This is a genomic window from Ramlibacter lithotrophicus (genome assembly GCF_012184415.1).
Classification (GTDB): Bacteria; Pseudomonadota; Gammaproteobacteria; order Burkholderiales; family Burkholderiaceae_C; genus Ramlibacter; species Ramlibacter lithotrophicus.
In genome coordinates this window covers 298,861-320,945 of sequence record NZ_VTOX01000005.1, presented here as the reverse complement: position 1 = coordinate 320,945, position 22,085 = coordinate 298,861, and the positions used below count along the sequence as shown (strand labels likewise).

Here is a 22,085-nt window from a genome sequence, read left to right as displayed (position 1 = left end):
AGGCTGCCAGAATCGGCTGGAGATCAAATCGGCGCCCCGAGCGAGCATGACCGCGATGCAATTCCTGTTCGATCCAATCGCCCACTTCGCTGCGGCCGCGAAGGCGGTTTTTGCACAGCCTCGTTAGGTTTGCCCCTCACCCCCACCCTCTCCCCGGAGGGGAGAGGGAGTGAAGAGTTCCCTCTCCCTCTGGGAGAGGGTTAGGGTGAGGGCAGGGGTCAGATCACGATTCAGGACGAAGGTCCCACCGGAGCGCGCGGTCTCGTACGAAATCGTGCTCTGACCCCGATGACGGGCTTGCCCCTCACCCCCGCCCGGCCCCTCGCTTCGCTCTCCCCAGAGGGGAGAGGGCGTTTGAGAGTTCCCTTTCCCTCCGGGAGAGGGCTAGGGTGAGGGCAGGCCCCTCAGCCCACCGTCTTCTTCAGAAACTCGCGAAACGCAGCGCCCACTTCCTCGTGCTTCAGCGCGAAATCCACCGTCGCCTCCAGGAAGCCCTGCTTGCTGCCGCAGTCGTAGCGCTTGCCCTGGTACTGGTACGCGTGCACGCCTTCCGTGGCCATCAGCTTGGCGATGCCATCGGTAAGCTGGATCTCGCCGCCGGCGCCGCGCGGGTTGTTGCGGATCTCCTCGAACACCGCCGGCGTCAGGATGTAGCGGCCCGACACGCCCATGCGTGAAGGCGCGTTCTCGGGGCTGGGCTTTTCCACCATCCGGTCGACCTTGATGATGCGATCGCCCACTTGCGCGCCGGCCACGATGCCATAACGCTTGACGTGTTCCACCGGCACCTCCTGCACCGCCACCAGCGAGGTGGGGAAGTCCTGGAACACGTCCACCATCTGCGCCAGCACGTTGGAACCGCCCTCGGGTCCGCACATCAGGTCGTCGGGCAGAAGGACGGCGAACGGCTCGTTGCCCACCAGCGGCTGGGCGCACAGCACGGCGTGGCCCAGGCCCAGCGCGCGCGGCTGGCGCACGTAGGAGCAGACCATGTCTTCGGGCATCACCGAGCGAATCAGCTGCAGCAGGTCGTTCTTGCCGGCCGCCTCGAGCTCGTGTTCCAGCTCGTACGAGGTGTCGAAATGGTCCTCGATCGCGCGCTTGCTGCGGCCGGTGACGAAGATCATGTGGCGGATGCCGGCGTCGTAGGCTTCCTCGACGGCGTACTGCATCAGGGGCTTGTCCACCACCGGCAGCATTTCCTTGGCGATGGCCTTGGTCGCGGGGAGAAAGCGGGTGCCCAGCCCGGCCACCGGAAAGACTGCCTTTTGAATCCTGGGGGTTTTCGTCATCGACTCGCTCGTGGTTTGGCGCTAGAGTTTTGCCCTTCGTCGGGGCGGCTGCGTCACTATCCGGGCAAATGCCGCCTCATCTTGTCAGACAAGGACGCATTCAGCCTTGGAAATCTTACTCGTCGACGACCTGGCGCCCGAAGCACAGGACTGGCTGGCCGAGCGCCACTCGGTCGAATACCGGCCCGAGCTCGCCAAGGACCCCAGTGCCTTGCGCAAGGCGATCTACAACGTGCGCGCGCTGGTGCTGCCGCGCAAGCTGCCGGTCAACCGCGAGTTCCTCGACTTCGCGCCGCTGCTGGATGCGGTGGCCAGGCTGCACGTGGCCACCGACAACACCGACCTGGAGGCCTGCCGCGACCGCCGGGTGCGCGTGATCCATCCGTCCACGGCCAGCGTGCGCTCCAACGCCGAATACCTGCTGGGTGCGCTGCTGCTGTTGCTGCGGCAGGGCATCGGCCTGTCGTTCGCGGGCGAGCGCCACGCGCCGCCGCTGATCGGGCAGGAGTTGCATGGCAGCGTCGTCGGCATCCTGGGGCTGGCGCCCAGCGCGCACGTCCTGACCGGGATGCTCGCGGCGCTGGGCGTCAGGATGATCGGCTACGACCCGGCCGTGCATCACACGGCGCCGATCTGGGAGCGGCTGAAGGTGCGCCCGGTCACCGCGCGCGAGGTGGTGGCCACTGCCGACGCGGTGTGCGTCACCGTGCTGTACGCGTCGCGCTACCGCGGGATGATCGACGAGAAGCTGCTCGCCCACTGCAAGCCGGGGCAGGTGTGGGTGGGCACGACGCGGTCGTCGCTGTTCGAGGCGCAGGCGCTGTCCGAGGCGCTGCAGGACGGGCGCATCGAAGCCTGCATGCTCGATGGTGGCGAGGAGGGCTTCGCTGCCAGGGGCTCGCCGCTGCACGACGTGGAGAACCTGTACCTCACGCCGCGCCTGGGCGCGCACACGCACCAGGCGCGCCTGCGCGCCAGCTGGTACGTGGCGCACCGGATCCACGAGACGCTGACCATGCCGCGCAGCACGGCCTTCGACCAGATCCTGAGCGCGCCGGCGCCGCTGTAGACCTGTCTGGTTCCCTCTCCCTCTGGGAGAGGGTTAGGGTGAGGGTGCCGCAGCGCCGAGCAATCGGGGTCGGATCGGAATTCAGGACGCGATCGCCAGGCAATCGGGGTCAGATCGGAATTCATGACGATGGTGCTACCGGAGCGCTCGGTGGTGGACGAAATTCCGCTCTGACCCCGATTGCGTTGTAGCCGGAGGATGAAGGTCTTCTTCCCCCCGCACGTCATCGGGGTCAGAGCACGATTCGTGCAAGCCCTCCCGCTCCGGTGGCACCACGCGCGAATCGTGATCCGACCCCGATGACTCGACCTCGTCGCAGCGGCAGCCGCGAGCAATCGCCAAGCAATCGGGGTCAGATCGGAATTCAGGACGATGGTGTGGCCGGAGGGCGCGCTGGTGGTCGAAATTCCGCTCTGACCCCGATTGCGTTCTGGCCGGAGGATGAAGGTCTTCTTCCCGCCCCGTCATGCGGGGTCAGAGCACGATTCGTGCAAGCCCTCCCGCTCCGGTGGCACCACGCGCGAATCGTGATCCGACCCCGATGACTCGACCTCGTCGCAGCGGCAGCCGCGAGCAATCGGGGTCAGATCGGAATTCAGGACGATGGTGTTGCCGGAGCGCTCGGTGGTGGACGAAATTCCGCTCTGACCCCGATTGCGTTCTGGCCGGAGGATGGAGGTCTTCTTCCCCCCGCCCGTCATCGGGATCAGAGCACGATTCGTGCAAGCCCTCCCGCTTCGGCAGCACCGCGCGCGAATCGTGATCCGACCCCGATGACTCGACCTCGTCGCAGCGGCAGCCGCGAGCAATCGGGGTCAGATCGCAGGACGATGGTGTGGCCGGAGGGCGCGATGGTGGTCGAAATTCCGCTCTGACCCCGATTGCGTTCTGGCCGGAGGATGAAGGTCTTCTTCCCCCTCCCCCGCCCGTCATCGGGGTCAGAGCACGATTCGTGCAAGCCCTCCCGCTCCGGCAGCACCACGCGCGAATCGTGATCCGACCCCGATGACTCGACCTCGGCGCCAACGGCAGCCGCGAGCAATCGGGGTCAGATCGGAATTCATGACGATGGTGTGGCCGGAGGGCTCGGTGGTGGACGAAATTCCGCTCTGACCCCGATTGCGTTGTAGCCGGAGGATGAAGGTCTTCTTCCCCCCCGTCATCGGGGTCAGAGCACGATTCGTGCAAGCCCTCCCGCTCCGGCAGCACCACGCGCGAATCGTGATCCGACCCCGATGACTCGACCTCGTCGCAGCGGCAGTCGCGAGCAACAAACTCGACCGCGCCTGCTCGACCTTCCCATCCCGCTTCCACCTCGGTGATGGCCACGTGATCCGGATGTGACCGGCCGGTGATCGGCGGGCGCGAGACTGGCCTCGAGCTCGCAAAGACCCACCCGACCCTGCACACCGGAACTCCCATGGCGTTGCTGGAAGACCGAAGCGCCGCATTCATCGTGCGGGTCTGGTGCGAAAGCGGTGGCGAAGTGCCGGGCGCGGTGCGCGCCTGGCGCGGGTCGATCGAGCATGTGTCCACCGGCCAACGGGTTTTCTTTACGGAGCTGGATGCCGTGATTGCCTTCATGAGACCGCATCTCGTCGCGCTGGGCATCGAGGAGCCCAACCGCTTCTGGGAACGCATGGACGACCTGGTCGCCGCCCCGCTGCAGGCCTGTCCCGACATCGCGGCCGCACCGCCCGCGGCTGCCCGCAAGGCGCAACGCCACGGCCGCTGACCCGGCCGCCACGCCAGCAGCAAACCGCACCCACCGCCGCACTCGTCAACATCAGGAGAGCGCCATGCCCCGCATCCAGGCCAACCGCGACACCATCGACGATCGTTTCAGCGTGCTCGGCTTCACCGTGCGCACGGAAAGCCCCTTGTTCGAAGTGGCGGTGGCCACCGACCCGAACCTGTTCAAGCCCGAGAACCGCGGCCGCCGCGCCCGCAGCAACTTCTTCTCCAGCCGCGCCCACGGCGTCACGCGCGCCCGCCGCGGCGAAGCGGTGTACCTGGTGCCGCCGGACGTGCTCGGCAACTTCGTGGGCCAGCCCCGCCTGTACTTCGGCCTGGCGACCTACCGCGAGAACTCGCGCGGCGCGCCCGACTTCGTGCAGGCGCCCAGCGACGGCTCGATGTACGTGAGCATGCGCCAGCTCACCGAACGCGGATTGCGCCGCTCGCTGTCACCGCAGATCGTCTCGTCGTACGGCCAGGTCAACGGCCGCGATCCCAGCCTGGACTGGGGTGGCGATGCCGTGCGTGATGCGGGCGCCAGCCCGGCCACGCCGGCCGCGGCGCCGGCCGCGCCGGGAACGCCCGCCCCCATCCGCACCCAACCCGCCGCCAGCCCGGCCGCGCCGGCGCAGGTCGCGCCGGTTGCGGTGGCCGCCGGCGACACCTACGACGACGGCTTCGGCGCCTTCCCGGAACCCGAGCCGCCGCCGGTCGCCGGCGCGCTGGACCTGCTGCTGAAGGACTACCACGACGGCCTGGCCGAGCAGCTGCGCTTCTTCGCCGAAAGCGTGCAGTGGTTCGCCGGCGTGCCCAGCACGCGGTCGTTCCCGCACTCGGCCATCTGCCAGGTGTTCGACCCGGCCGCCGGGCCGGAGCAGGAACACGGCACGGCCTTCTACATCGGCCGCAACCTGCTGCTCACCGCCGCCCACGTGGTGGCCGGCAAGCGCAACCTGGTGTTCGTGCCGGGCAAGAACGGCCAGGGCATCGACGCCACGCACGAGCCGTTCGGGCGCTTCACGGTGGCCAGCAGCAACTGGCGGGCCCACGAGCGCTACACGACGGGCAGCCGAAATTTCGACCTGGCCATCGTGAAGACCACCACCGCGGCGCCGGGCGGCCGCTGGTTCAACCTGCTGGAGGAGCTGCGCGAGTCGCGGCGAGAGGGCGTGGCGGTGTGCGGCTATTCGGTGCGCTCGCGCCAGAGCGACATCGTCAGCCGGCTGGTCTCTCGCACCATCGACACGCGCAAGCAGCACCTGCATGCCGGCGCCGTGCGCACGGTGGACGACGAGACCTTCACCTACGACATCCAGACGCTGCCCGGGGCCAGCGGCTCGCCGGTGTACTGGATCGAGGGCGGCGCGAACCCGCGGGCCCACCTGGTGGGCGTGCACGTGGCCGGCGCCGACGACGTCACCAACCGGGGCTGCCGCCTGACGGACGCCAAGATCGCCTGGATCCGCGCCCGCGCCGCCGAGTGGGGCCAGTCGAACGCGATGGAAGTCGAGGACGCCGAGCTGGCCGACGCGCTGGCGATCCCCCTCGATCCCGGCGTGGGCGGGCGCTCCATCGGTACCAGCGCGCTGCAGGCCGGCGACATCATCGTCTCCACCACGCGCCAGTTCGTCTCGCGCGCGATCCGCCTCGGCACCTTGTCGCCGGTCAGCCACGTGATGCTGTACGTGGGCGACGGCCGCGTGATCGAAGCCGTCGGCTCCGGCGTGCGCGAGACGACGCTGGCCGCGGCGATCGACGACGCGATCCTGGCGGTGGCCTATCGCCATCCGCAGCTGGACGCCGCACGCGCCACGGTGCTGGTGGCCTACGCCCGCACGCGGGTGGGCAATCCGTACAACTACGCGGGCGTCGCCTACCAGGGCTATCGCCTGCTCAATCCGCTGCCGGCGGCCGTCGTCGACGCGATCGGCCGGCGCCTCGGCGTGGAGGTGGGACAGGCCGGCGCCGTGTACTGCTCCGAGCTGGTGCTCGAGAGCTTCGAGCGGGCCGGCGTGCCGCTGGCCACCGGCCGGCCGGGCCAGAGCACGCCCAGCCAGGTGGTGCAGATCGCGCGCAGCAACCTGGCCTACGTCGGCCACCTGAAGGCCGAGGACGTGCCGCTGGGCATCCAGCTCGGCCTGGCCGACGCGCTCGGCGCGCCGTTCACGCTCAGCGTCGACGACGCGGAGCCGGCCGCGCTGGCCGAGCCGGCGGTCGAACCGGTGGCCGCCGCGCAGGCCGCCGCCGAGGAGCAGACGAGGGCCGCGCCCGCGGCCCAGCCGGCCGTGGCGGACGCACGGCCCATGCCGGCGCCGCCGCCGCAGGTGCAGCAGCCGGTGTCCGAAGCGCAGGCCGCGCCGGTGGTGGTGCCGATCGCCACGACCATCCTGGGCGCGACGATGACGCGCGTCATGAACAACGTCGGCGACATCACCTGGGAGCTGGACCAGCTGCGCGGCCTCAAGCACCCGAACGACCAGGCGCCCGACCCCGTGCCGGCGTTCAACGACGGCCCGGTCATCCGGCTGGTCGGCTGGCCCAAGTTCGACGTCGGCCTGGTCGACGAGATCAGCGCCGGCTTCGAGATCGCGTGGCAGTACAACGGCAAGTCGCTGGGCAACGTTCAGATCTCCAACGTCGGCACCAACGACGCGGTGGGCTGGGGCCTGCACGTCAAGGCGCAGATCATGGACGACAACATCGTCTACCCGCGCAACAACCCGAGCTTCGCGGCGCTGCGGATCCGCTTCGACTACCGTTTCCATGCGGTGGTGGGCTCGGACCGGCTGGCCTATCGCGAGGTGCACCTGTTCGCCAACGGCAGCTACAACCTGGCCGGCGACTGGACGCAGAACACCTTCCTGTAGGCCCCACGTCGAGCACGCCCCGCCATGGACGCCCGCCCATCCCGCCCGCCGCCGGCGCACATCGGCTTTGCCGACGCCGACGCACCGGTGCAGGCGCTTGCCGGCCTGCCGGGGATGCTGCCCGGACTGCCGGGCGGCGCGCGTCCGGCGGCGGCTACGCAGCCGGCGGCAAGCGCGCCGGCCGCGCCCGTCCCGACCAAGGCGGCGCCGGCCACCGAGACCTTGGCCGCGCGCACCGGCGCGCTGGTGAACGAGGTCGACTTCCCCGGCTTCGTGGCGCAACTGGTGCACGGCACCTTCGACGCCATCGTCGACGCGTCGATCCGGCAGATGGAGAGCTACGCCGACCTGCTGGCCGCCGTGGCCATGACGACCGAGCAGTTCACCGAACGCAACGTGACGCCCGACCAGGCGCGCGACTGGCTGGCACAGCGCCATCCGGGCGACGTGGCCCTGCTGCTGCCGCGCGGCACCGACGAAGTGGCCGTGGGCGCGCAACTGGCGCCCAGGACCGAAGGCGCGAGTCCGGCGTGGCTCGCCGAATACGGGCTGGAGGGACAGGAGCTGACGGCCGAAATCCTGGAGCAGCAGGTGCTGCCGCAGGTGCGCAACAAGGTCGGCTCCGAGCGGCTGCAACTGCTGTCGACCATGGTCACGCTGGGCCTGAACCGCGTGGCGGTGAAGGATGGGTCGGTGAGCGCGAAAGTGATGTTCCGCGCCGCCGCCAAGGACGCCTCGAACGTGCAGTACGCGCAAAGCCCCGACGGCAGCGCCGGCGGCGCGAGCAACTGGGGCACACGCGGCAACAACGCCTACGCCGGCGTGCAGACCCTGGTGCAGACGGTGAGCGTCAACGCCCAGAGCAGCACCGACCTGCGCGCCGACCTGTTCGGCGAGGTGAAGCTGAACTTCGTTTCCGAGACGCTGCCGCTGGACAAGCTGACCGATCCGGTGCAGCGCAACCTGATCCAGCGGCACGCGGTGCGCGGTGCCACGGCGCCGGTCGCGGCCGCGCCCGCCTTGCCCGCACCCGTGGCCACGCCGGGAGCACGCTGATGCTGCGCGAACTGCATGAAGTCGTCGCCGAGCTGCAGGACAGCGTGGCGCCGCTGGCGGCCGCCGCCCGCGCCGGCATGCGCGTGAGCGCCGTCGAAGTGGACCTGCCGCTGGACATGGCGCTGGTGCTGCGCGGGGGCGGCTGCACGCTGCTGGCCGACGTGCCGCGCAACCTGGCCGACGCCAGCTGGAACGAGGAACCCAACCGGCTCCAGTTCACGCTGGCGGCGACGCCGGCCGGCCAGGGGGAGGGCGCATGACCACCACTGCCACGGCGCAAGCCCTGCCGCCGCTGCTGCAGAACGCGGGTGTGCCGTTCGACGTGCTGATCCAGGCGCTGACCGAGCAGCTGGACAAGGCGCAGGCCAGCATGGCGCTGAAGGCGCGGGTCGGCAAGCTGCCGATGACGTTCGCGGTGAAGGACGTGTCGCTGGAACTGCGTGCCTTCGTGCAGCTGGTCGACGACGACGTGTACGTGCGGCCGGCCGGTCCCGGCGACAGCGGGGCGAGCAGCATCAAGCTGGCGCTGACCACGATCACCAAGCCGATGATCGAGGAGAACGCCATGAGCTTCCAGGCCGAGGACCCGAAGTTCTCGCTGCGCGAGGCGCTCGGCCAGCAGATCAGCGAGCAGGACCAGCGCAGCCTGGAGCGCATCGGCGTGCGCTCGATCGTGCAGTTGAACGAACTGCGGCGGGCAGCCGGCGCCGACGTGGTCGCGCGGCTGGCGCGCATGCCGGTCAACCGGCTGCAGCAGGCGATGCTGGCGGCGAGCGCGCCGCGCGTCACGAAGGTCGAGCGCGACGCGCCGCCGTCGCCGCCCGTCGCCGTGGCGCCGTTCACGCCGCCGCCGCGAGCGACGCCGACCGGCGCGCCGCCGGTCGCCCCGTCCGTCATCCCGCCGCGCGTCGTCCCCAAGGCCGACGTCGCGGTCGGCCCGGTCAAGGCCGGTCCGCTGCCGCAGCCGGCCCGGGTGCATCTGGAAGCGCCGCTGCTCAAGGCCGGCCGCCTCCCGACGATCCGCGCCCGCGGCCTGCCGGTGCCGGTGGTGCAGGCGGTCGACCAGACGCTGGTGCTGCAGCCGCTCGCGCATCAACTGGGCAGCGTGGCCGAGCTGGATTTCGGCGACGGCCAGCTGGCGTCGGTCCGCCTCGAGGACGGCAGCGTGGGCGCCTGGCAGGCGGCCAGCGAGGAGTCGCCGTGAACGCCACCGTGCCACGCGTCCCGCGGCGCCTGCTGGTGACGCTGCACCTGGGCGAAGTGCCCGACGACATGCCGGCCTGGCGTGCCACCACGCGCTATGGCGTGGCGCCGGCCGAACGCATCGACGGCGGCATCGTCGACCGGCTGCTGCACCGCCACGGCGGCGACTTCCGCTGCGCGCGGGTGCACAGCGCGCGCCTGCCGCGCAGCACGGCGGTGCCGGGCGCCCGGCGCTTCGACGACGTCGAGCAGTTGAGCGGCGTGGGCCGGGTGCTGCGCATCGAAGTGCAGCAGGACGACGGGCTCGCGGACCTGCTGCAGGCGCTGCAGCAGGTGCCGACGGTGGAGGCTGCGCTGTGCGAGCACCTCAGCTTCGCGCCGCTCGACGCGCAGAACTTCGGGTCGCTCGCGCAGGCGCAGGCCGCGCGGGAGTACGACGCGCAGGAGGCGTGGCAGGCGCGCGAACTGATCCGCCTGCCGCAGGCGCTGGGGTACACGCAAGGCGACCCGGCGGTGATCGTCGGGCTGGTCGACACCGGCGTGATGGCGCAGCACCTGGCCTTGCCGGAGGCGGCTGTGCGGCGCGGGTTCGACACCGTGGACCTCGATCCGGCTTCGGTCGGCGGCCTGGGACTGGTCGGCGACAGCCGGCAGCGCGACGAAGACCCCGGTGACGACGTCGGCCACGGCACCGGCTGCGCGGGCATCCTGCGCGCCGACGGGCTGGAACTGCCGCCCGGCGCCGCCGGCCAATGCAGCCTCTTGCCGGTGCGCGTGCTGGCCGCCGCGATGTCGGGCGAGCGCCGCGTCGGGGTTGGCTCCATCGCCAACATCGACGCCGGGATGAAGCGCCTGGTCGACCTGGGGGTGAAAGTCATCAACATGAGCTTCGGCACGGCGGAAGGGCAGTTGCCCCCGGGCGGCGCGCTGCCGCACCTGGAGGTGGTGCGCTACGCGCTGGCGCGCGGCGTGATCCTGGTGGCCGCCAGCGGCAATTCGGGCCTCGCCGAGCGCTACTTCCCGGCGGCGCACGACGGCGTGATCGCCGTCGGCGCCGTCAACGCCCGCGGCGAGCCCTCGCGCTTTTCGACGCGCGGCGACCACGTGGCGTTGTGCGCGCCGGGCGAAGGCATCTGGACCTGCGGCCTCGACGGCGCGGGGGCCGGGCTGCAGCGCGCCAACGGCACCAGTTTCGCCGCGCCGTTCGTCAGCGCCGCCTGCGCCTTGCTGGCCGCGCGCGCCAACGCCCGCGCCTGGCCGCTGAACAGCCATGACGCGCGAACGCTGCTGGCGGCCAGCTGCCAGCCCCACCGGCGCGCCGACACCACCGGTTGCGGCGCCGGCGTGCTGGACGTGTGGGCCGCGCTGCGCGCCCTGGAAGCCAGCATGGACGACGAAGAAGACGCCGGCGACGGCGATCCGGTCAAGGCCCCGTAGCGCCGACGAAGGAGAACGCCATGGCCAAGAGCCCCAGAACCCCACCGCCCCCGGCGCCCCGCCGGCGTCTCCCGGCCTCCGGGACGCCCCAGGTGCAGGCCCCGATCCCGGTCGTTGCCCGCGCTCCCGCGGGGCCGGCCATTCCAACGGTCCCGCCCGCCGCGTTTTCCGCCTTTGCCAAGTCCACCTCCGAAGGAGCCCGTGCCATGAGCCGCATTCTCTTGATCGATCTCGCTGAACGTGAAATGCAGGCGCGCACGCGCCTGAAGAACCGCATCGACGAGCTGCAGACCCAAAGCCGACGGGTGTCGGGCCAGTCCGCGCAGCTCGACGTGATCCTCAAGGAAGTGAAGCGCATCACCAGGGAGAAGCCCGGGATCACGCCGGAGCAGCTGGGGCAGGAGCTTCAGAGGGAGCTGCCCGAAACCGCCCGCGGTGCGCTGAGCATCGACCAGACGGCGCGGCTCGCCGAACTGCTGGCCAGGCTCAACTCCGACAACCCGGTCGACGACTTCTACAAGGCCGTCGCCGCCGAGGTGGCGCGCAAGACCTGGAAGGAACTGTCGGCCGGATCCGATCCCGAGTACGTGCTGAAGTACGGCCTGTTCGGCTCGCAGCGCACGTCGATGACGGCGGACCTGGGCGTCAACGAACGCGAGATCGCGATGGTCTGCGGGCTGCTGCAGCTGGACAACCTCGCCGATCCCGCGCACGACAAGTTCACCACCAGGATCGCCGAGCGGCAGGGCGAGTACCGGCAGCACCTCGCGCTGTTCGACGCCGCCTACGAGCGCGCCAAGCAGCGCTCGGAGGTGACCCTGCAAAGCCAGATCGACAACGGCACGGTGAGCAAGTCGGTCATCGGCTGCATCGAGCCGGACCACTCCATCGACGACCGCGTGGACGAGACCAGGAAGCAGGTGCCCGGCGCCGACGAACTCGTGCGCGCGATCTCCGCGCGCACCGTCGCGCAGGTGGTGCGGCGGCTGGCGACCGAGAAGATCACGCCCAACGACCCCTGGCTGGCCAGCCGGATCGACACGGCTTTCAGCCGCCTCACGGGCGCCATCGACGGCGCGCCGCCGTCCTCCATCGAGATCGACCTGCCCGACCTGGAAGTGGAGAGCGGCGTCGACATCGACCCCGAGAACCTGCAGGCGGTGCAGGCCATCTACTTCACCTACCAGCTGGAGGAGATGCGCATGTTCCAGGTGGTCGAGCGCATCGTCGACCTGTTCCGGCAGGGCATGCTGCCGCTCGGCCGCGGCTACGTCAGCGACTTCCTCTACCACTACTACCAGAAGGCCGGGGAACGCATGACCGAGGGCGAACGGCGCGACCTGTACTTCCGCTGCTTCGGCGCGCCGGGCGGCAACCCCAACATGGGCGAACCCAATCGCGACTTCAACGAGCTGTGGCTGCGCTTCCTGTCCGCGGTTTCCAGCTTCTCCCGGCAGCTCAGCGTCGACCGCATGCTGCGCAGCAACGTGCCGGTGGCCGTGTCGCAGGAGCAGGTGCGCAAGGCCGGACGCGACCTGGCCGCCAACCTCTCGCGCAACGGCTACGGCATCGCCTACAACGCGGCCATCGAGATGCAGCAGTCCATCCTGGACTTCAAGACGGTGCTGACCAATCCCGACCTGCGCAACGTGTTCGGCGCGCGCGACATGTGGCAGGTGATCGACCTGGTCAACGCCAACTACCTGGGCGGCGCGCGCAACACGCACCGCTTCCGCACGCAGTCGCGCAACGGCGCCATCATCATCCGCTGGCTGGCCAACCACGTCCAGGCGCTCACCAACATCGCCGGACCCGTGCTGTTGATCGACCAGATCGTCGACCCGCAGATGTTCCGCGTCGAGTCCAACCACAAGCCCACGATCGATCCGACCGACTGGGACCTGGTGAACGCCTGCGAGCAGTGGCTGGCGGTCGGCGGGGTGCAGGGGCAGAGCGTGGAGCAGTACGCCCAGCCGATCGAGGCGCCGATCACCTCGGCGCGGCCCATCGGCATGCCGCAGTTCGCGCGCGACGCGCTCGATTCGGCCGGCATCAGCCTGCCGGCGTGACGGAGGCCGTCCCCACCCCAACGGAGAACCACCATGCCTGATGCCGACCGCAGCGCCACGCCGATGGCCGAGCACGTCCTGCATTCCCTGCACAACGCATCGCGGGCGCTGGGGGTGAGGGACCCGGTCCCCTACCTGGACGGGCTGATCCGGCGCAGCTTCGCCCGGCCCGACGACGACATCCGCTACGCCTACAACCACCTGGCGCCGGGGGCGGTGGCCTACGAGCCTTCGTTTTCCGAGACCGAACCGCAGGCGCTGCGCTTCACGATCGAGCCGCTGGGCCCGGACGCCTCGCCGATGGCGCGGCGCGACGAAGCCACGCGCGAGATGCGCCGGCTGGTCGGGCCCGCGTTCGGCCGCGACTCGCTGCGCTGGTTCGACGCCCGCAGCGAGGCGTGGCGCGGCTTCTCCGGCATGGGCTGGATGAACTACGGCGCCTGGTTCGGCAGCGCGTTCGACGAGGACGGCCTGTACGCGACCAAGATCTACTACGAGCTGGCGCCGCAGCAGATCGAGGCGCTGGCGCCGTCGCTGGCGCGCCTGACGCGGGAAGCCATGGAAGTGATGCCGCGGCTGGCGCCGATCTTCACCTCCATCGGCTGCAAGCGCGACACCGGGAGCCAGCGCGTCACCTTCATGCACCGCGGGCCGCTCGCCTTGAACAGCCTGGGGCCGCTGATGAACCACCTGGGCATCGGCCACCAGTTGCCCAGCCTGATGCGCACCGTCGGCGTGGCGCTGGGCGGGCGCTTCGAGTTGCCGCAGGGCGCGGTGCTGATCGGCCTGCGCGAGACGCAGAGCGGCGTCGAGCTCAAGCTCGAAGTGCTGCTGGCGGCGCTGCCGGACCTGCCGGTGCGCTTCCTCGACCTGCTGCGCCTGGGGCTGGCCGAGCGGCCGCGCCAGCTCGGCGCGCTGGAGCGCTGGCTGGGCGCCTTCGGCGTCGAGGACGCGCAGGAGGGCGGCAACTTCTCGGTGCTGTCGGTGCGCGTGACGCCGAAGTCCAGCGCGCGCATCAGCCTGTACGTGCGGCCGATCGAGTTCGAGCTGCGCGACACGCTGCAGGAGCGCAAGGCGGCGTAGCGACCCGCGGTCCCCAGTCCCGTAAAGCCCAAGGAGAGCACGATGTCGGCCACCGCAACCAAGCCACCGGTCAGCGCGGAGACCCTGCAGGCCGCGCGCGACACGGTCCGCACCCTGCTCGAAAGCAGCGAGGCCTATGCCCGGATGCCGGAGGCCAGCCGCAAGGCGCTGGCGCACGACCTGGTGCAGGTCGGCTCCTTCCTGGCCGAGCCGGGGATGCGGGTGCCGGCGAAACACATGAGCCCCGACGTGCTGTCGCTCGCGCAGGCCGACTCGGGTTCCACGAAGGTCGGCGACCAGCCCAAGTTCGGCCAGGCCGTGCGGACCGGCGTCGAGCAGGCGGTGGCGCTGATCGAAGGCGTGAACTTCCCCGCCTTCGTGAGCGGCCTGATCGAAGGCGTGTTCCATTCGATCGTGAAGAGCTCGATCGAGCAGATGGAGGCCTACGGCAAGCTGGTGGCCGACGTGTCCAAGAGCCTCAACCAGTTCCGCGACGACAACACGACGGCCAACCAGGGACGCGACCACCTGGTGGAGCAGTTCCCCGACCTCTTCGAGCTGCAGATGCCGGGCGACGATCCGTTCGCCAGCTTCGGCGACTCCTCCGCGCCCGCGAGCCCGCGCGTGGCCTTGCGCGAAGGCGTGGACGAGCGCCAGGCGGTGGCGCGCGTCAACGCTTCGCTGCCGCTGGACAAGCCGGTCACGAAGCTCGACGACGAACTGGTGGAGGCGCTGCTGGTGCCGGCGGCGCGCACGCAGATCGCCACCGGCCGCCAGCAACTGCTCGCGACCATGGTGATGATGGGCATCAACCGCATCGTGGTGACCGACGGGAAGATCCAGGCCAAGGTGATGTTCGATTTCCAGGCCAAGGACAACCGGCGCTACCAGGCGAGCGCGTCGCAGTTCGACTACGCCAAGGACGCGTACGGCAACCTGCAGAAGACCCGCGGCTACGAAGGCGAGTACGAGAGCGGCTCGAAGGGCGGCAGCTACACCCGGGACAAGGACGGCTCGGTCTCGAGCGACAGCGCCGGCTACTACAGCAAGGGCACGTACAAGTACTCCGAGAAGCCGGTCATCACCGCGATGAGCAGCTCGCGCCTGGCGGACGACTCGTCGCTGCAGACCAAGGCCTCGCTGCTCGGCAACGTGGAAGTCAACTTCAAGAGCGACTACCTGCCGCTGGAGAAGATGGCCACGCCGGAGAACATCGCCGCGATCCAGATGAACGCGCAGCCCGGCATGGTCAAGACCATGGCCGGCCGGCCGCAGCGGCCCGCCGCCGCTCCGGCCGCCGCGGCGCCCGCGGCGGCGCCTGCCACGACCCCGGCTGCCTGAGACGCGCGCGGCCCACCGGAGCACCATCATGGCACCCGCCGCCACGCTCGTCGGCGCAGCGCCGCCGGCACCGGACGATGCGACGCTGGACGCCGTGCGCCGGCCGGTACGCGCGCTGCTGGAGCAGTCGCCCGGTTTCGCCGGCCTGTCGGCGGCGCAGCAGCGCGACATCGCGCAGACCATGGTGCGGGTGGCGGCCTACATGGCCAACCCGCACGGGCTGGCGCGCGAGGAGTTCGCCAATCCGCAGCTGGCGAAAGACCTGGGCGGCGGCGCCGGCCCGGGCGAGCCGGTGGCGCAGGCTCTGGCCGGCGTGGACGACGCGAAGAACAAGGCATCGGCCAAGCTCGGCACCTTCGCCGGCGCCGACTTCAAGGCCGGCGCGCTGCAGCAAGGCACGCAGGAGTTCAAGAACCTGGTGGGGGCGGTGGACTTTCCGGCGTTCGTCGGCGGCCTGATCCAGAACGTGTTCCAGGCGATCGTCACCGCCTCCATGCAGCAGATGGAGGCCTACGGCAAGCTGCTGAAGGCGGTGGCGCAGACGGTGGACCAGTTCGCGCAGGACAACATCAGCATGAACAACGCGCGCGACTGGCTGGCCGAGAGGTACCCGGACCTCCTCACCATCGAGACCGGCGGTGAAGACGAGGAGGCGGCGGCGGGCCCGCGGCTGGCCGTGCGTGGCGAGGACCAGGATGCGGCCCTGCGCCGCATCAACGAGGAGCAGCAGCTGCTCAAACCGGTCACCGACCTCGCCGATCCCGAACAGGAGGCGCGGCTGGTGGGCGCCGCGCGGCTGCAGATGGCGCGCATGCGCCAGCAGATGCTGTCGTCGATGGTGCTGCTGGGCATCAACCGGATCGTGGTGACCGACGGCCTGATCAACGCCAAGGTGATGTTCGACTTCCGCGCCAGCGACCAGGCCCAGCGCCGCGCCCGGGCGTCGCTGTACGACCGGCAGGCCAGCAGCAACACCAACACCACCGGTGGCGGCTTCGTGATGCCCTGGGGTGGCGCCGCGACGGTGAACACCAACCAGCAGAGCCACGTCACGACCGTTCAGTCGTCGGTGGACGAGACCAGCGAATCCAAGGCCGAACTGAAAGCCAGGCTGAGCGGCGAGGTGCGCGTGAATTTCAAGAGCGACTACTTCCCGATGGAGAAGCTGGCCTCGCCCGGCATGATCGCCTCGATCCAGGGCAACGCGACGCCGTTCGATCCGAATCCGCCGCGCCCGGCCGCGGGTGCCGCCGCCGCGCCGGCGCCGGCAGCGGCGCGGGTGACCGCCTGAGGGCCGACCCATGGACGCCGCCGTGCTCGTTCCGCTGGACGCCGCGCCCGCCGACGCCGACGCCGCGCCGGCGGCATCGCAGGTGCCTGGCGAGCTGTCGCAGGCGCCATCCGGGGAGGCGCAGGCACTCGCGTCGGCGCTGGCCGAGGCGCAGGACTGGACGCCGGAGATCCTCACGCTGGCGCTGGCGTCGCTGGGCGACATCGACCTGCCGGCGCCGGCGGCGCCGCCGCGCCATGCCGGGACGCTGGCCGTGCTGCCGACGCTCTACTGGGTGTGGGGGCTGGACCAGGCCGGGCTGCTGCAGGCCGCGGAGACGGTGGCCGGCCTGTGGGCCAGCGGGGCGATCCAGGTGCCGCTGCCCGATCGCGGCCAGGCGCTGCAGGACTACTGGCGAGCGCGGCGCCAGCGCCTGACGGCGCCGGAGCGCGCCCACCTGCTGGGCCTCGTGTTCGATCCGCGCGATTTCGAGCCGGCGCTGCGGCGCCTGTGCACGGCGCTGGTGGCGCTGGCCGACAACGCCGGCCAGCGCGACGTCCGCGAGGAAGTGGGGCTGCAGGTGGCCGCGGCCGCCCTGCTGGACCTGGGCGCCGCCCGCCTGGAGGGTGCGCCCGCCGCGGCCGCCGCCGACCTGCTGGCGCAGACCCGCGCCGCCGTCGCCCTCTTGTCGCCGCGCGCGCTGCAGACGGCGTTCGCCGTGCGCGATTTCTACGCCTTGATCGAGCTGAGCGAGCGCGCCGGCGGCCGGCAAGGGCAGCGCGCCCGCCGCCTGGCCGAGCGGGCCCAGGCCGGCGCCGCCGTGCTGCGCTGGCTGGCGACGGCCGCGGCGCAGGGGTTCGCGATCGACCCGCAGGCGGCGCAGTTGCAGACGTTGATGGCCCACGCGCAGCGGTGGCTGTCCAACACCGAACCGGGCGCTGCCGAGCCGGGCCACGACCATGACCGCCTTGGCGTCGCCGCTGCCTGACCAGCGGACCACGGCCACCCACCCTCCGCCGCCCTGGCTGCGAACTGCGGTGCGCGACGTGCTGCGCGGCACGCGCAGCTACAAGGACATGGGCGCGACCGAGCGCCGCGACCTGGCGCAGGCGATGGTGCGGGTGGGCCAGCTGGCGGCCGACTGCATCGCGCAGGAGCAGGAAGCACAGGCCCAGATCGATGCGGCCCCGCCGCTGTCGCGCACGCTGGCCGAGCAGCCTGAGTTCGGCGAATCGGCGCGCCGCATCGGCCAGATCACGCGCGACACGCTGCAGGCGATCTCGTTTCCGCGCTTCGTCACGGACCTGCTCAACGGTGTGTTCCGCGCGATGAACGATTCGAGCCAGGCGCAGATGCAGCAGTACCTGCAACTGCTCAACGCCGTGTCCAGCACCGCCGGCGGTTTCGAGCAGACACAAACCAGCGAACTGCAGGTGCGCGCCTGGCTGGTCGACCACTTCCCGGACAAGTTCGAGATGGACCTGCCCGAGCCGCCGGAGCCCGGCGACCCGCCGCCCGATCCCGAGGACGTCGAGCCGCCGCGGCTGCGCCTGGTGGCCGGCGCCGGCATGCCGCCCGAGGAAGCCTTGCGCGCGGCGCTGGGCGTGCAGCCGGGACAGGAATTCAACGCCAGCAATCCGGAAGCGCTGGTGCCGCTGGCACGCCGGCAGCTCGCCCGCCAGCGCCAGCAGATGCTGGCGACCATGGTCCAGATGGGGATGCAGCGCATCGTCATCGACGCCGGGAAGATCAACGCGGCGATGCGCTTCCACATCGACACCCGCAGCGCCGCCGCGCAGGACCGCGCCAACCAGTCGAGCATCCAGAACCGCATCCGCGCCGGCGGCAGTTTCGGCGCCGGCCCCTGGGGCGTGAGCGCCGAGGTGGAGAACACGATCTCGTTCGTCAGCACCAACCGGCAGCAGACCACCGAGGAGATCAACACCAGCGCCGACCTCAATTCGTCGGTGGAACTGCACTTCCATACCGATGCGATTCCGCTGAACCGGCTGGCCGCGCAGGCGCAGGCGGACCGCGTGCGCAATGCCAGCCTGAATCCCGACCACGAAGCGGAGCTGGCGGCCGGCCGCGCGATGAACGAGCGCATCGCCGGGGCGCGGACGGCGGAGGAAGCGCGCCGGGCCGGGGTCGACGGCAGCGTGCGCTCGGTGACGCCGCCGGCGATGTCCGCCGAGCCGCTGCGCGTGCCGCAGCCGGGCAGCAATCCGACGCCGGCGCCGACGGCCGCCCCGACGCCGGCCCCGACGCCGGCCCCGACGCCGGCCCCGACACCGGCACCGACACCGGCACCCTGACGGGTTTTCCTCCTTCTCCCCCTGGGAGAGGGCGGGGGTGAGGGCACGCACGGCCCCCACCCCAACCCTCCCCCAGCGGGGGAGGGAGTTCCTTTCGGCAACCCTCCCGCGCGGGGGAAGGAGCCTCTACGTCGGTCCGGTTCCCGGCTCCTCCGCGGCCGCCGCCGAGGGCCCGCGCTTCAGCCGCGCATCGGCCTGCGCCACGTACCAGTGGGCGCGGCTGACGAGCTCCTCCAGGGTCAAGGCGCCGTCGCTGCCGGGTGACGCGCGCACCGGCGATGGCGGGAACCACGGCACGGGCGCGAGCGGGGCTGGCGCCGGCGGGATGTCGCCGCCGCGTCGGATGGCGCCGTCGGCGATGCGCTGGTAGGCCGCGATCGTTTCGCGCATCGGCTCGATCGCGAGTTCCTTGCGCAGCGTCGCGCGGCACAGCTCGAACTGCCGCAGCGCCATGGCGCGCTGGCCGTTCAGGACGAACAGGCGCATCAGTTCGCGGTGCACGTCCTCGCGCAAGGTGTCGCGGTCGAGGATCTCCTGCGCGAAGCGGATCGCGCCCGCCCAGTCCTGCGCCAGCGTGCTCACCTGCATCAGCCGCCCGAGGGCGTTCAGCAGCGTGCGCCGGTGCAGTTCGCGCGCGCGCAGCGCCCAGTCGTCGGTGAAGCCGGCGAGCACGTCGTCGCGGTACAGGCCGGCGCCGCGCCGCAGGCATTCCACGTCCGCTGCGTCGAGCTCCTCCAGGGACTTCCGCAGCACCGGATTCACCAGCGCCGAGAACTCGTCGACGTCCAGCCGCAGCCGCGCGTCGGGCCGCAGGCCTACCGCGCCGCGCCGGTCGCAGACCACCACGTCGGTCTGCTCCAGCGGCGGTCCGGCGAGCGCCTTGCGCAGCCGCCAGAGCGCCGTGTTGAACGAGTGCAGGCTGCCGGTGTCGTTCTGCCCGGACCACAGCGCGGCCAGCAGCTCGCTGCGCGCGAAGAAGCGTCCGCGCGCCAGCGCCAGGTAGGCCAGCAAGCTGCCGGGCCGCCCCTCGAGATCGACGGCCGGCCACGGTTGAGGCCGGTCGCACCGGGCGACGGACAGGTGGCCGAACAGGTAGAGGTACAACATGGCGGCTCCCCGATGAGTTGTGCTCTCCCGGCCGTCCCCCGCCGGCCAGAGCGGGGCCGTGCGGCGCCATCGGCGCAGTCGGTGGCCGGTCCTGCCGGATCCGGCCGTTGCCGAGCCGCGCGAACCGCACTTGTACTGCCGCGAGGCACAGCCGGTCCCCTGTCAACTATCACAGGTCCGGTAACCGGCGGTGTCGCCGCGCGGGCGGTCCGGTTGCGGCCGGGCGCGCCCGGACAAGGGCGGGCTGCTCGACATCGCGCGGATGACCGCTACACGTCGTAACGGCGCTAGGGAAGCTCTGAACAAATCCCGCCGTGCGCGACGGTGCTTTTCCGGGATGAGATGCAAGGCGCCGGACCCAAGGCAAGCCTGGACGGCTTGCCTGGTCTGGCAACGCGGCAGGTCGCCCGGAAAAGCGCCGTCCCGAAGGGCTCGGGCAACAACGGGCGCTTTGCGCACCAAGTTCCTGGCCGGTGCGTCCAGCACCGGCTGCGAAACGTTGGCGCACAAATCATCCCGTTCTTGCCTCGAGCGCGCGCGACGCGATTTGTTCAGAGCTTCCCTACAGGAAGGACGGCTTGCCCGGTTCGCTCCACGCGAGACGTGCCTCCGGGTGCAGCGCCTGCAGGCGCGCTTCGAGTTCCGCGACCCGCGCCGCCGGCACGTCGACCGCCAGCAGGATGCTGCCCTGCTCGATGGCGGCCGCGAACCGCCGCAGCCGCCGGTTGGGAGCGGAGATGCCGATCATGCTGGAGGTCCAGGCATCGAACAGGGCCCCCACCAGCACCAGCAGGGGGATCAGGCTCCACTGGGGCGGCTCCCCGGCGCCGGGATAGCTCACCGCCGCCACCGACCCGAGCAGGCCGCCGACCGCGGCGCCCACGGCCAGTCCGGCCTCGGCCGAGCAGATGACGTCGGAAGTCTGCAGCACGTTGGCGGCATGCAGGTCCGACAGGTCGCAGTCGCTGCGGCCGAAGAAATGCAGGTGGCGGCGTTCGACGCGCGAGCCGATGAGGTCTTCCATGGTCGCCCGCGCGCTCGCCAGGTCGGGCAGCAGCCAGTAGACGCGCGTGCGCATCGCCTGGCTCTACCGGGCAGGGGTCGCCGCCTGCTCGCCCGCGGGCGCGAAGAAGGTGCCGCGCGTGAGGAAGGTGTAGTCGGCCTCCAACGCCCCGATGCCGACCAGCGTGACCAGCAGCAGCGGCGGCACCAGGATGGCGTAGACCAGGGCGAGCCGCTCCCACATCATGTGCATGAAGACGGCGACGATGAGGCCAGCCTTCAGCAGCATGAACACGATGATCAGCGACCATCGCAGCAGGCCCTGCAACTGGAAATAGTCGACGGCGTAGGAGGCCGCGCTGAGCACGAACAGCAGGCCCCATATTTTGAAGTAGACCCCCAGCGGATGCTGCTGGCCATGGACGTCGGCGGACCGGCGTTCCCCCGCGGGCGGGGCAGGTGCGTGCTCGGTGTGCTCCATGTGCGGCCTCCGTCCTACCAGAGATAGAAGAACGCGAAGATGAAGACCCAGACCAGGTCCACGAAGTGCCAGTACAGGCCCATGATCTCGACGATCTCGTAATTCCCTCGGCGCCCGGTAAGGAATCCGGGCCGCTCGCGGTCGAGATCGCCGCGCAGGACCTTCAGCGCCACGATCACCAGGAAGATGACGCCGATCGTGACGTGCGTGCCGTGAAAGCCCGTGATCATGAAGAACGCCGATCCGAACTGCGGCGCACCCCAGGGATTGGTCCACGGGCGCGCGCCTTCGTGGATCAGTTTTGACCATTCGAATGCCTGCATCCCGACGAAGGTCGCACCCAGCACCGCCGTCGCGATCAGCAGCATGAACGTGAGCTTGCGGTCGCGTCGGTAGCCGAAGTTGACCGCGAGGGCCATGGTGCCGCTGCTGCTGATCAGGATGAAGGTCATGATCGCGATCAGCAGCAGCGGAACGCTCTTGCCGAAGATGGTCAGCGCGAACACCTCGCTGGGATTCGGCCATGGCACGGTGGTGGACATGCGCACCGTCATGTACGAGACCAGGAAGCTGCCGAAGATGAAGGTGTCGCTGAGCAGGAAGATCCACATCATCGGCTTGCCCCAGGGCACGCCCTTGAAGGCGCGCTGGTCCGAGGACACGTCCGCGACGAGGTTCTGCCACTGGCCGCGCGAGCGCAGCGGTCCTGCCGTGCCGGTTGCCTGGTGCGTCATGAGAGCGGCTCCTTCATCGCTG

18 protein-coding genes are annotated in these 22,085 nt (G+C 70.7%); 13 read left to right on the top strand and 5 right to left on the bottom strand.

Translation table 11 applies throughout. The annotated features are described in order from the left end of the window. Positions 1-404 precede the first annotated feature (404 nt). Positions 405-1,292, bottom strand: a complete 888-nt coding sequence (gene galU / locus RAMLITH_RS16050; protein ID WP_168108439.1) for a UTP--glucose-1-phosphate uridylyltransferase GalU — start codon at positions 1,290-1,292, stop codon at positions 405-407. A gap of 106 nt (positions 1,293-1,398) precedes the next feature. Here galU and RAMLITH_RS16045 point away from each other — a divergent pair, with 106 nt between their 5' ends. The 13 genes from RAMLITH_RS16045 (at position 1,399) to RAMLITH_RS15985 (ending at position 18,739) form a co-directional block, all read left to right on the top strand. Next, positions 1,399-2,361, top strand: coding sequence for an NAD(P)-dependent oxidoreductase (locus RAMLITH_RS16045; protein ID WP_168108438.1), 963 nt, complete (start codon positions 1,399-1,401; stop codon positions 2,359-2,361). 1,420 nt (positions 2,362-3,781) lie between these two features. Then, the gene (locus RAMLITH_RS16040; protein WP_168108437.1) at positions 3,782-4,096 is read left to right on the top strand and encodes a hypothetical protein; all 315 of its coding nucleotides are present in this window, start codon (positions 3,782-3,784) and stop codon (positions 4,094-4,096) included. A gap of 64 nt (positions 4,097-4,160) precedes the next feature. Further along, positions 4,161-6,965, top strand: a complete 2,805-nt coding sequence (locus RAMLITH_RS16035) for a trypsin-like peptidase domain-containing protein (RefSeq protein ID WP_168108436.1) — start codon at positions 4,161-4,163, stop codon at positions 6,963-6,965. A gap of 24 nt (positions 6,966-6,989) precedes the next feature. Then, a complete protein-coding gene (locus tag RAMLITH_RS16030) occupies positions 6,990-8,021 on the top strand; it encodes a hypothetical protein (protein WP_168108435.1) in 1,032 nt (343 codons plus the stop codon). Continuing rightward, positions 8,021-8,281, top strand: coding sequence for a hypothetical protein (locus RAMLITH_RS16025; RefSeq protein WP_168108434.1), 261 nt, complete (start codon positions 8,021-8,023; stop codon positions 8,279-8,281). The genes RAMLITH_RS16030 and RAMLITH_RS16025 overlap by 1 nt, the downstream gene beginning before the upstream one ends. Beyond that, entirely contained in the window at positions 8,278-9,225 is a 948-nt protein-coding gene (locus tag RAMLITH_RS25550) for a hypothetical protein (protein ID WP_202883276.1), read from the top strand. The genes RAMLITH_RS16025 and RAMLITH_RS25550 overlap by 4 nt, the downstream gene beginning before the upstream one ends. Continuing rightward, entirely contained in the window at positions 9,222-10,661 is a 1,440-nt protein-coding gene (locus RAMLITH_RS25800) for a S8 family serine peptidase (protein WP_202883275.1), read from the top strand. The genes RAMLITH_RS25550 and RAMLITH_RS25800 overlap by 4 nt, the downstream gene beginning before the upstream one ends. Positions 10,662-10,867: 206 nt before the next feature. Then, positions 10,868-12,730 (top strand): hypothetical protein, encoded by a 1,863-nt coding sequence (locus RAMLITH_RS16010; protein ID WP_168108433.1) that lies wholly within the window; start codon positions 10,868-10,870, stop codon positions 12,728-12,730. A 33-nt stretch (positions 12,731-12,763) separates the two neighbouring features. After that, positions 12,764-13,813 carry a hypothetical protein gene (locus RAMLITH_RS16005; protein ID WP_168108432.1) on the top strand — a complete coding sequence of 350 codons (1,050 nt, stop codon included), beginning with the start codon at positions 12,764-12,766 and terminating at the stop codon, positions 13,811-13,813. Between the two features lie 42 nt (positions 13,814-13,855). Then, positions 13,856-15,154, top strand: a complete 1,299-nt coding sequence (locus RAMLITH_RS16000; RefSeq protein WP_168108431.1) for a hypothetical protein — start codon at positions 13,856-13,858, stop codon at positions 15,152-15,154. Between the two features lie 28 nt (positions 15,155-15,182). After that, positions 15,183-16,445: a hypothetical protein gene (locus RAMLITH_RS15995; RefSeq protein WP_168108430.1), complete on the top strand. Its 1,263-nt coding sequence runs from the start codon at positions 15,183-15,185 to the stop codon at positions 16,443-16,445. Between the two features lie 10 nt (positions 16,446-16,455). After that, positions 16,456-17,412: a hypothetical protein gene (locus RAMLITH_RS15990; RefSeq protein ID WP_168108429.1), complete on the top strand. Its 957-nt coding sequence runs from the start codon at positions 16,456-16,458 to the stop codon at positions 17,410-17,412. Continuing rightward, positions 17,384-18,739 carry a hypothetical protein gene (locus tag RAMLITH_RS15985; protein WP_168108428.1) on the top strand — a complete coding sequence of 452 codons (1,356 nt, stop codon included), beginning with the start codon at positions 17,384-17,386 and terminating at the stop codon, positions 18,737-18,739. Before RAMLITH_RS15990 ends, RAMLITH_RS15985 begins: the two co-directional genes overlap by 29 nt. A gap of 126 nt (positions 18,740-18,865) precedes the next feature. Here RAMLITH_RS15985 and RAMLITH_RS15980 read toward each other — a convergent pair whose 3' ends face one another. The 4 genes from RAMLITH_RS15980 to RAMLITH_RS15965 all read right to left on the bottom strand — a co-directional run bounded on the left by RAMLITH_RS15980 (position 18,866) and on the right by RAMLITH_RS15965 (position 22,063). Beyond that, entirely contained in the window at positions 18,866-19,846 is a 981-nt protein-coding gene (locus tag RAMLITH_RS15980) for an AfsR/SARP family transcriptional regulator (RefSeq protein WP_168108427.1), read from the bottom strand. Between the two features lie 562 nt (positions 19,847-20,408). Further along, positions 20,409-20,924, bottom strand: a complete 516-nt coding sequence (locus RAMLITH_RS15975; RefSeq protein WP_168108426.1) for a DUF1269 domain-containing protein — start codon at positions 20,922-20,924, stop codon at positions 20,409-20,411. Between the two features lie 9 nt (positions 20,925-20,933). Next, positions 20,934-21,329 carry a cytochrome C oxidase subunit IV family protein gene (locus RAMLITH_RS15970; RefSeq protein ID WP_168108425.1) on the bottom strand — a complete coding sequence of 132 codons (396 nt, stop codon included), beginning with the start codon at positions 21,327-21,329 and terminating at the stop codon, positions 20,934-20,936. A gap of 14 nt (positions 21,330-21,343) precedes the next feature. Beyond that, positions 21,344-22,063, bottom strand: coding sequence for a heme-copper oxidase subunit III family protein (locus tag RAMLITH_RS15965; RefSeq protein ID WP_168108424.1), 720 nt, complete (start codon positions 22,061-22,063; stop codon positions 21,344-21,346). Positions 22,064-22,085: the final 22 nt, after the last annotated feature.

What these genes read in the sequence shown, in the direction of transcription:
- RAMLITH_RS25550 (WP_202883276.1), top strand. Translation starts at nt 8,278, where the DNA reads ATGACCACCACTGCCACGGCGCAAGCCCTGCCGCCGCTGCTGCAGAAC.
- RAMLITH_RS15985 (WP_168108428.1), top strand. Translation starts at nt 17,384, where the DNA reads ATGACCGCCTTGGCGTCGCCGCTGCCTGACCAGCGGACCACGGCCACC.
- RAMLITH_RS16025 (WP_168108434.1), top strand. Translation starts at nt 8,021, where the DNA reads ATGCTGCGCGAACTGCATGAAGTCGTCGCCGAGCTGCAGGACAGCGTG.
- galU (WP_168108439.1), bottom strand. Translation starts at nt 1,292, where the DNA reads ATGACGAAAACCCCCAGGATTCAAAAGGCAGTCTTTCCGGTGGCCGGG.
- RAMLITH_RS16000 (WP_168108431.1), top strand. Translation starts at nt 13,856, where the DNA reads ATGTCGGCCACCGCAACCAAGCCACCGGTCAGCGCGGAGACCCTGCAG.
- RAMLITH_RS16040 (WP_168108437.1), top strand. Translation starts at nt 3,782, where the DNA reads ATGGCGTTGCTGGAAGACCGAAGCGCCGCATTCATCGTGCGGGTCTGG.
- RAMLITH_RS16035 (WP_168108436.1), top strand. Translation starts at nt 4,161, where the DNA reads ATGCCCCGCATCCAGGCCAACCGCGACACCATCGACGATCGTTTCAGC.
- RAMLITH_RS15990 (WP_168108429.1), top strand. Translation starts at nt 16,456, where the DNA reads ATGGACGCCGCCGTGCTCGTTCCGCTGGACGCCGCGCCCGCCGACGCC.
- RAMLITH_RS15980 (WP_168108427.1), bottom strand. Translation starts at nt 19,846, where the DNA reads ATGTTGTACCTCTACCTGTTCGGCCACCTGTCCGTCGCCCGGTGCGAC.
- RAMLITH_RS16030 (WP_168108435.1), top strand. Translation starts at nt 6,990, where the DNA reads ATGGACGCCCGCCCATCCCGCCCGCCGCCGGCGCACATCGGCTTTGCC.
- RAMLITH_RS15965 (WP_168108424.1), bottom strand. Translation starts at nt 22,063, where the DNA reads ATGACGCACCAGGCAACCGGCACGGCAGGACCGCTGCGCTCGCGCGGC.
- RAMLITH_RS16005 (WP_168108432.1), top strand. Translation starts at nt 12,764, where the DNA reads ATGCCTGATGCCGACCGCAGCGCCACGCCGATGGCCGAGCACGTCCTG.
- RAMLITH_RS15995 (WP_168108430.1), top strand. Translation starts at nt 15,183, where the DNA reads ATGGCACCCGCCGCCACGCTCGTCGGCGCAGCGCCGCCGGCACCGGAC.
- RAMLITH_RS15975 (WP_168108426.1), bottom strand. Translation starts at nt 20,924, where the DNA reads ATGCGCACGCGCGTCTACTGGCTGCTGCCCGACCTGGCGAGCGCGCGG.
- RAMLITH_RS15970 (WP_168108425.1), bottom strand. Translation starts at nt 21,329, where the DNA reads ATGGAGCACACCGAGCACGCACCTGCCCCGCCCGCGGGGGAACGCCGG.
- RAMLITH_RS16010 (WP_168108433.1), top strand. Translation starts at nt 10,868, where the DNA reads ATGAGCCGCATTCTCTTGATCGATCTCGCTGAACGTGAAATGCAGGCG.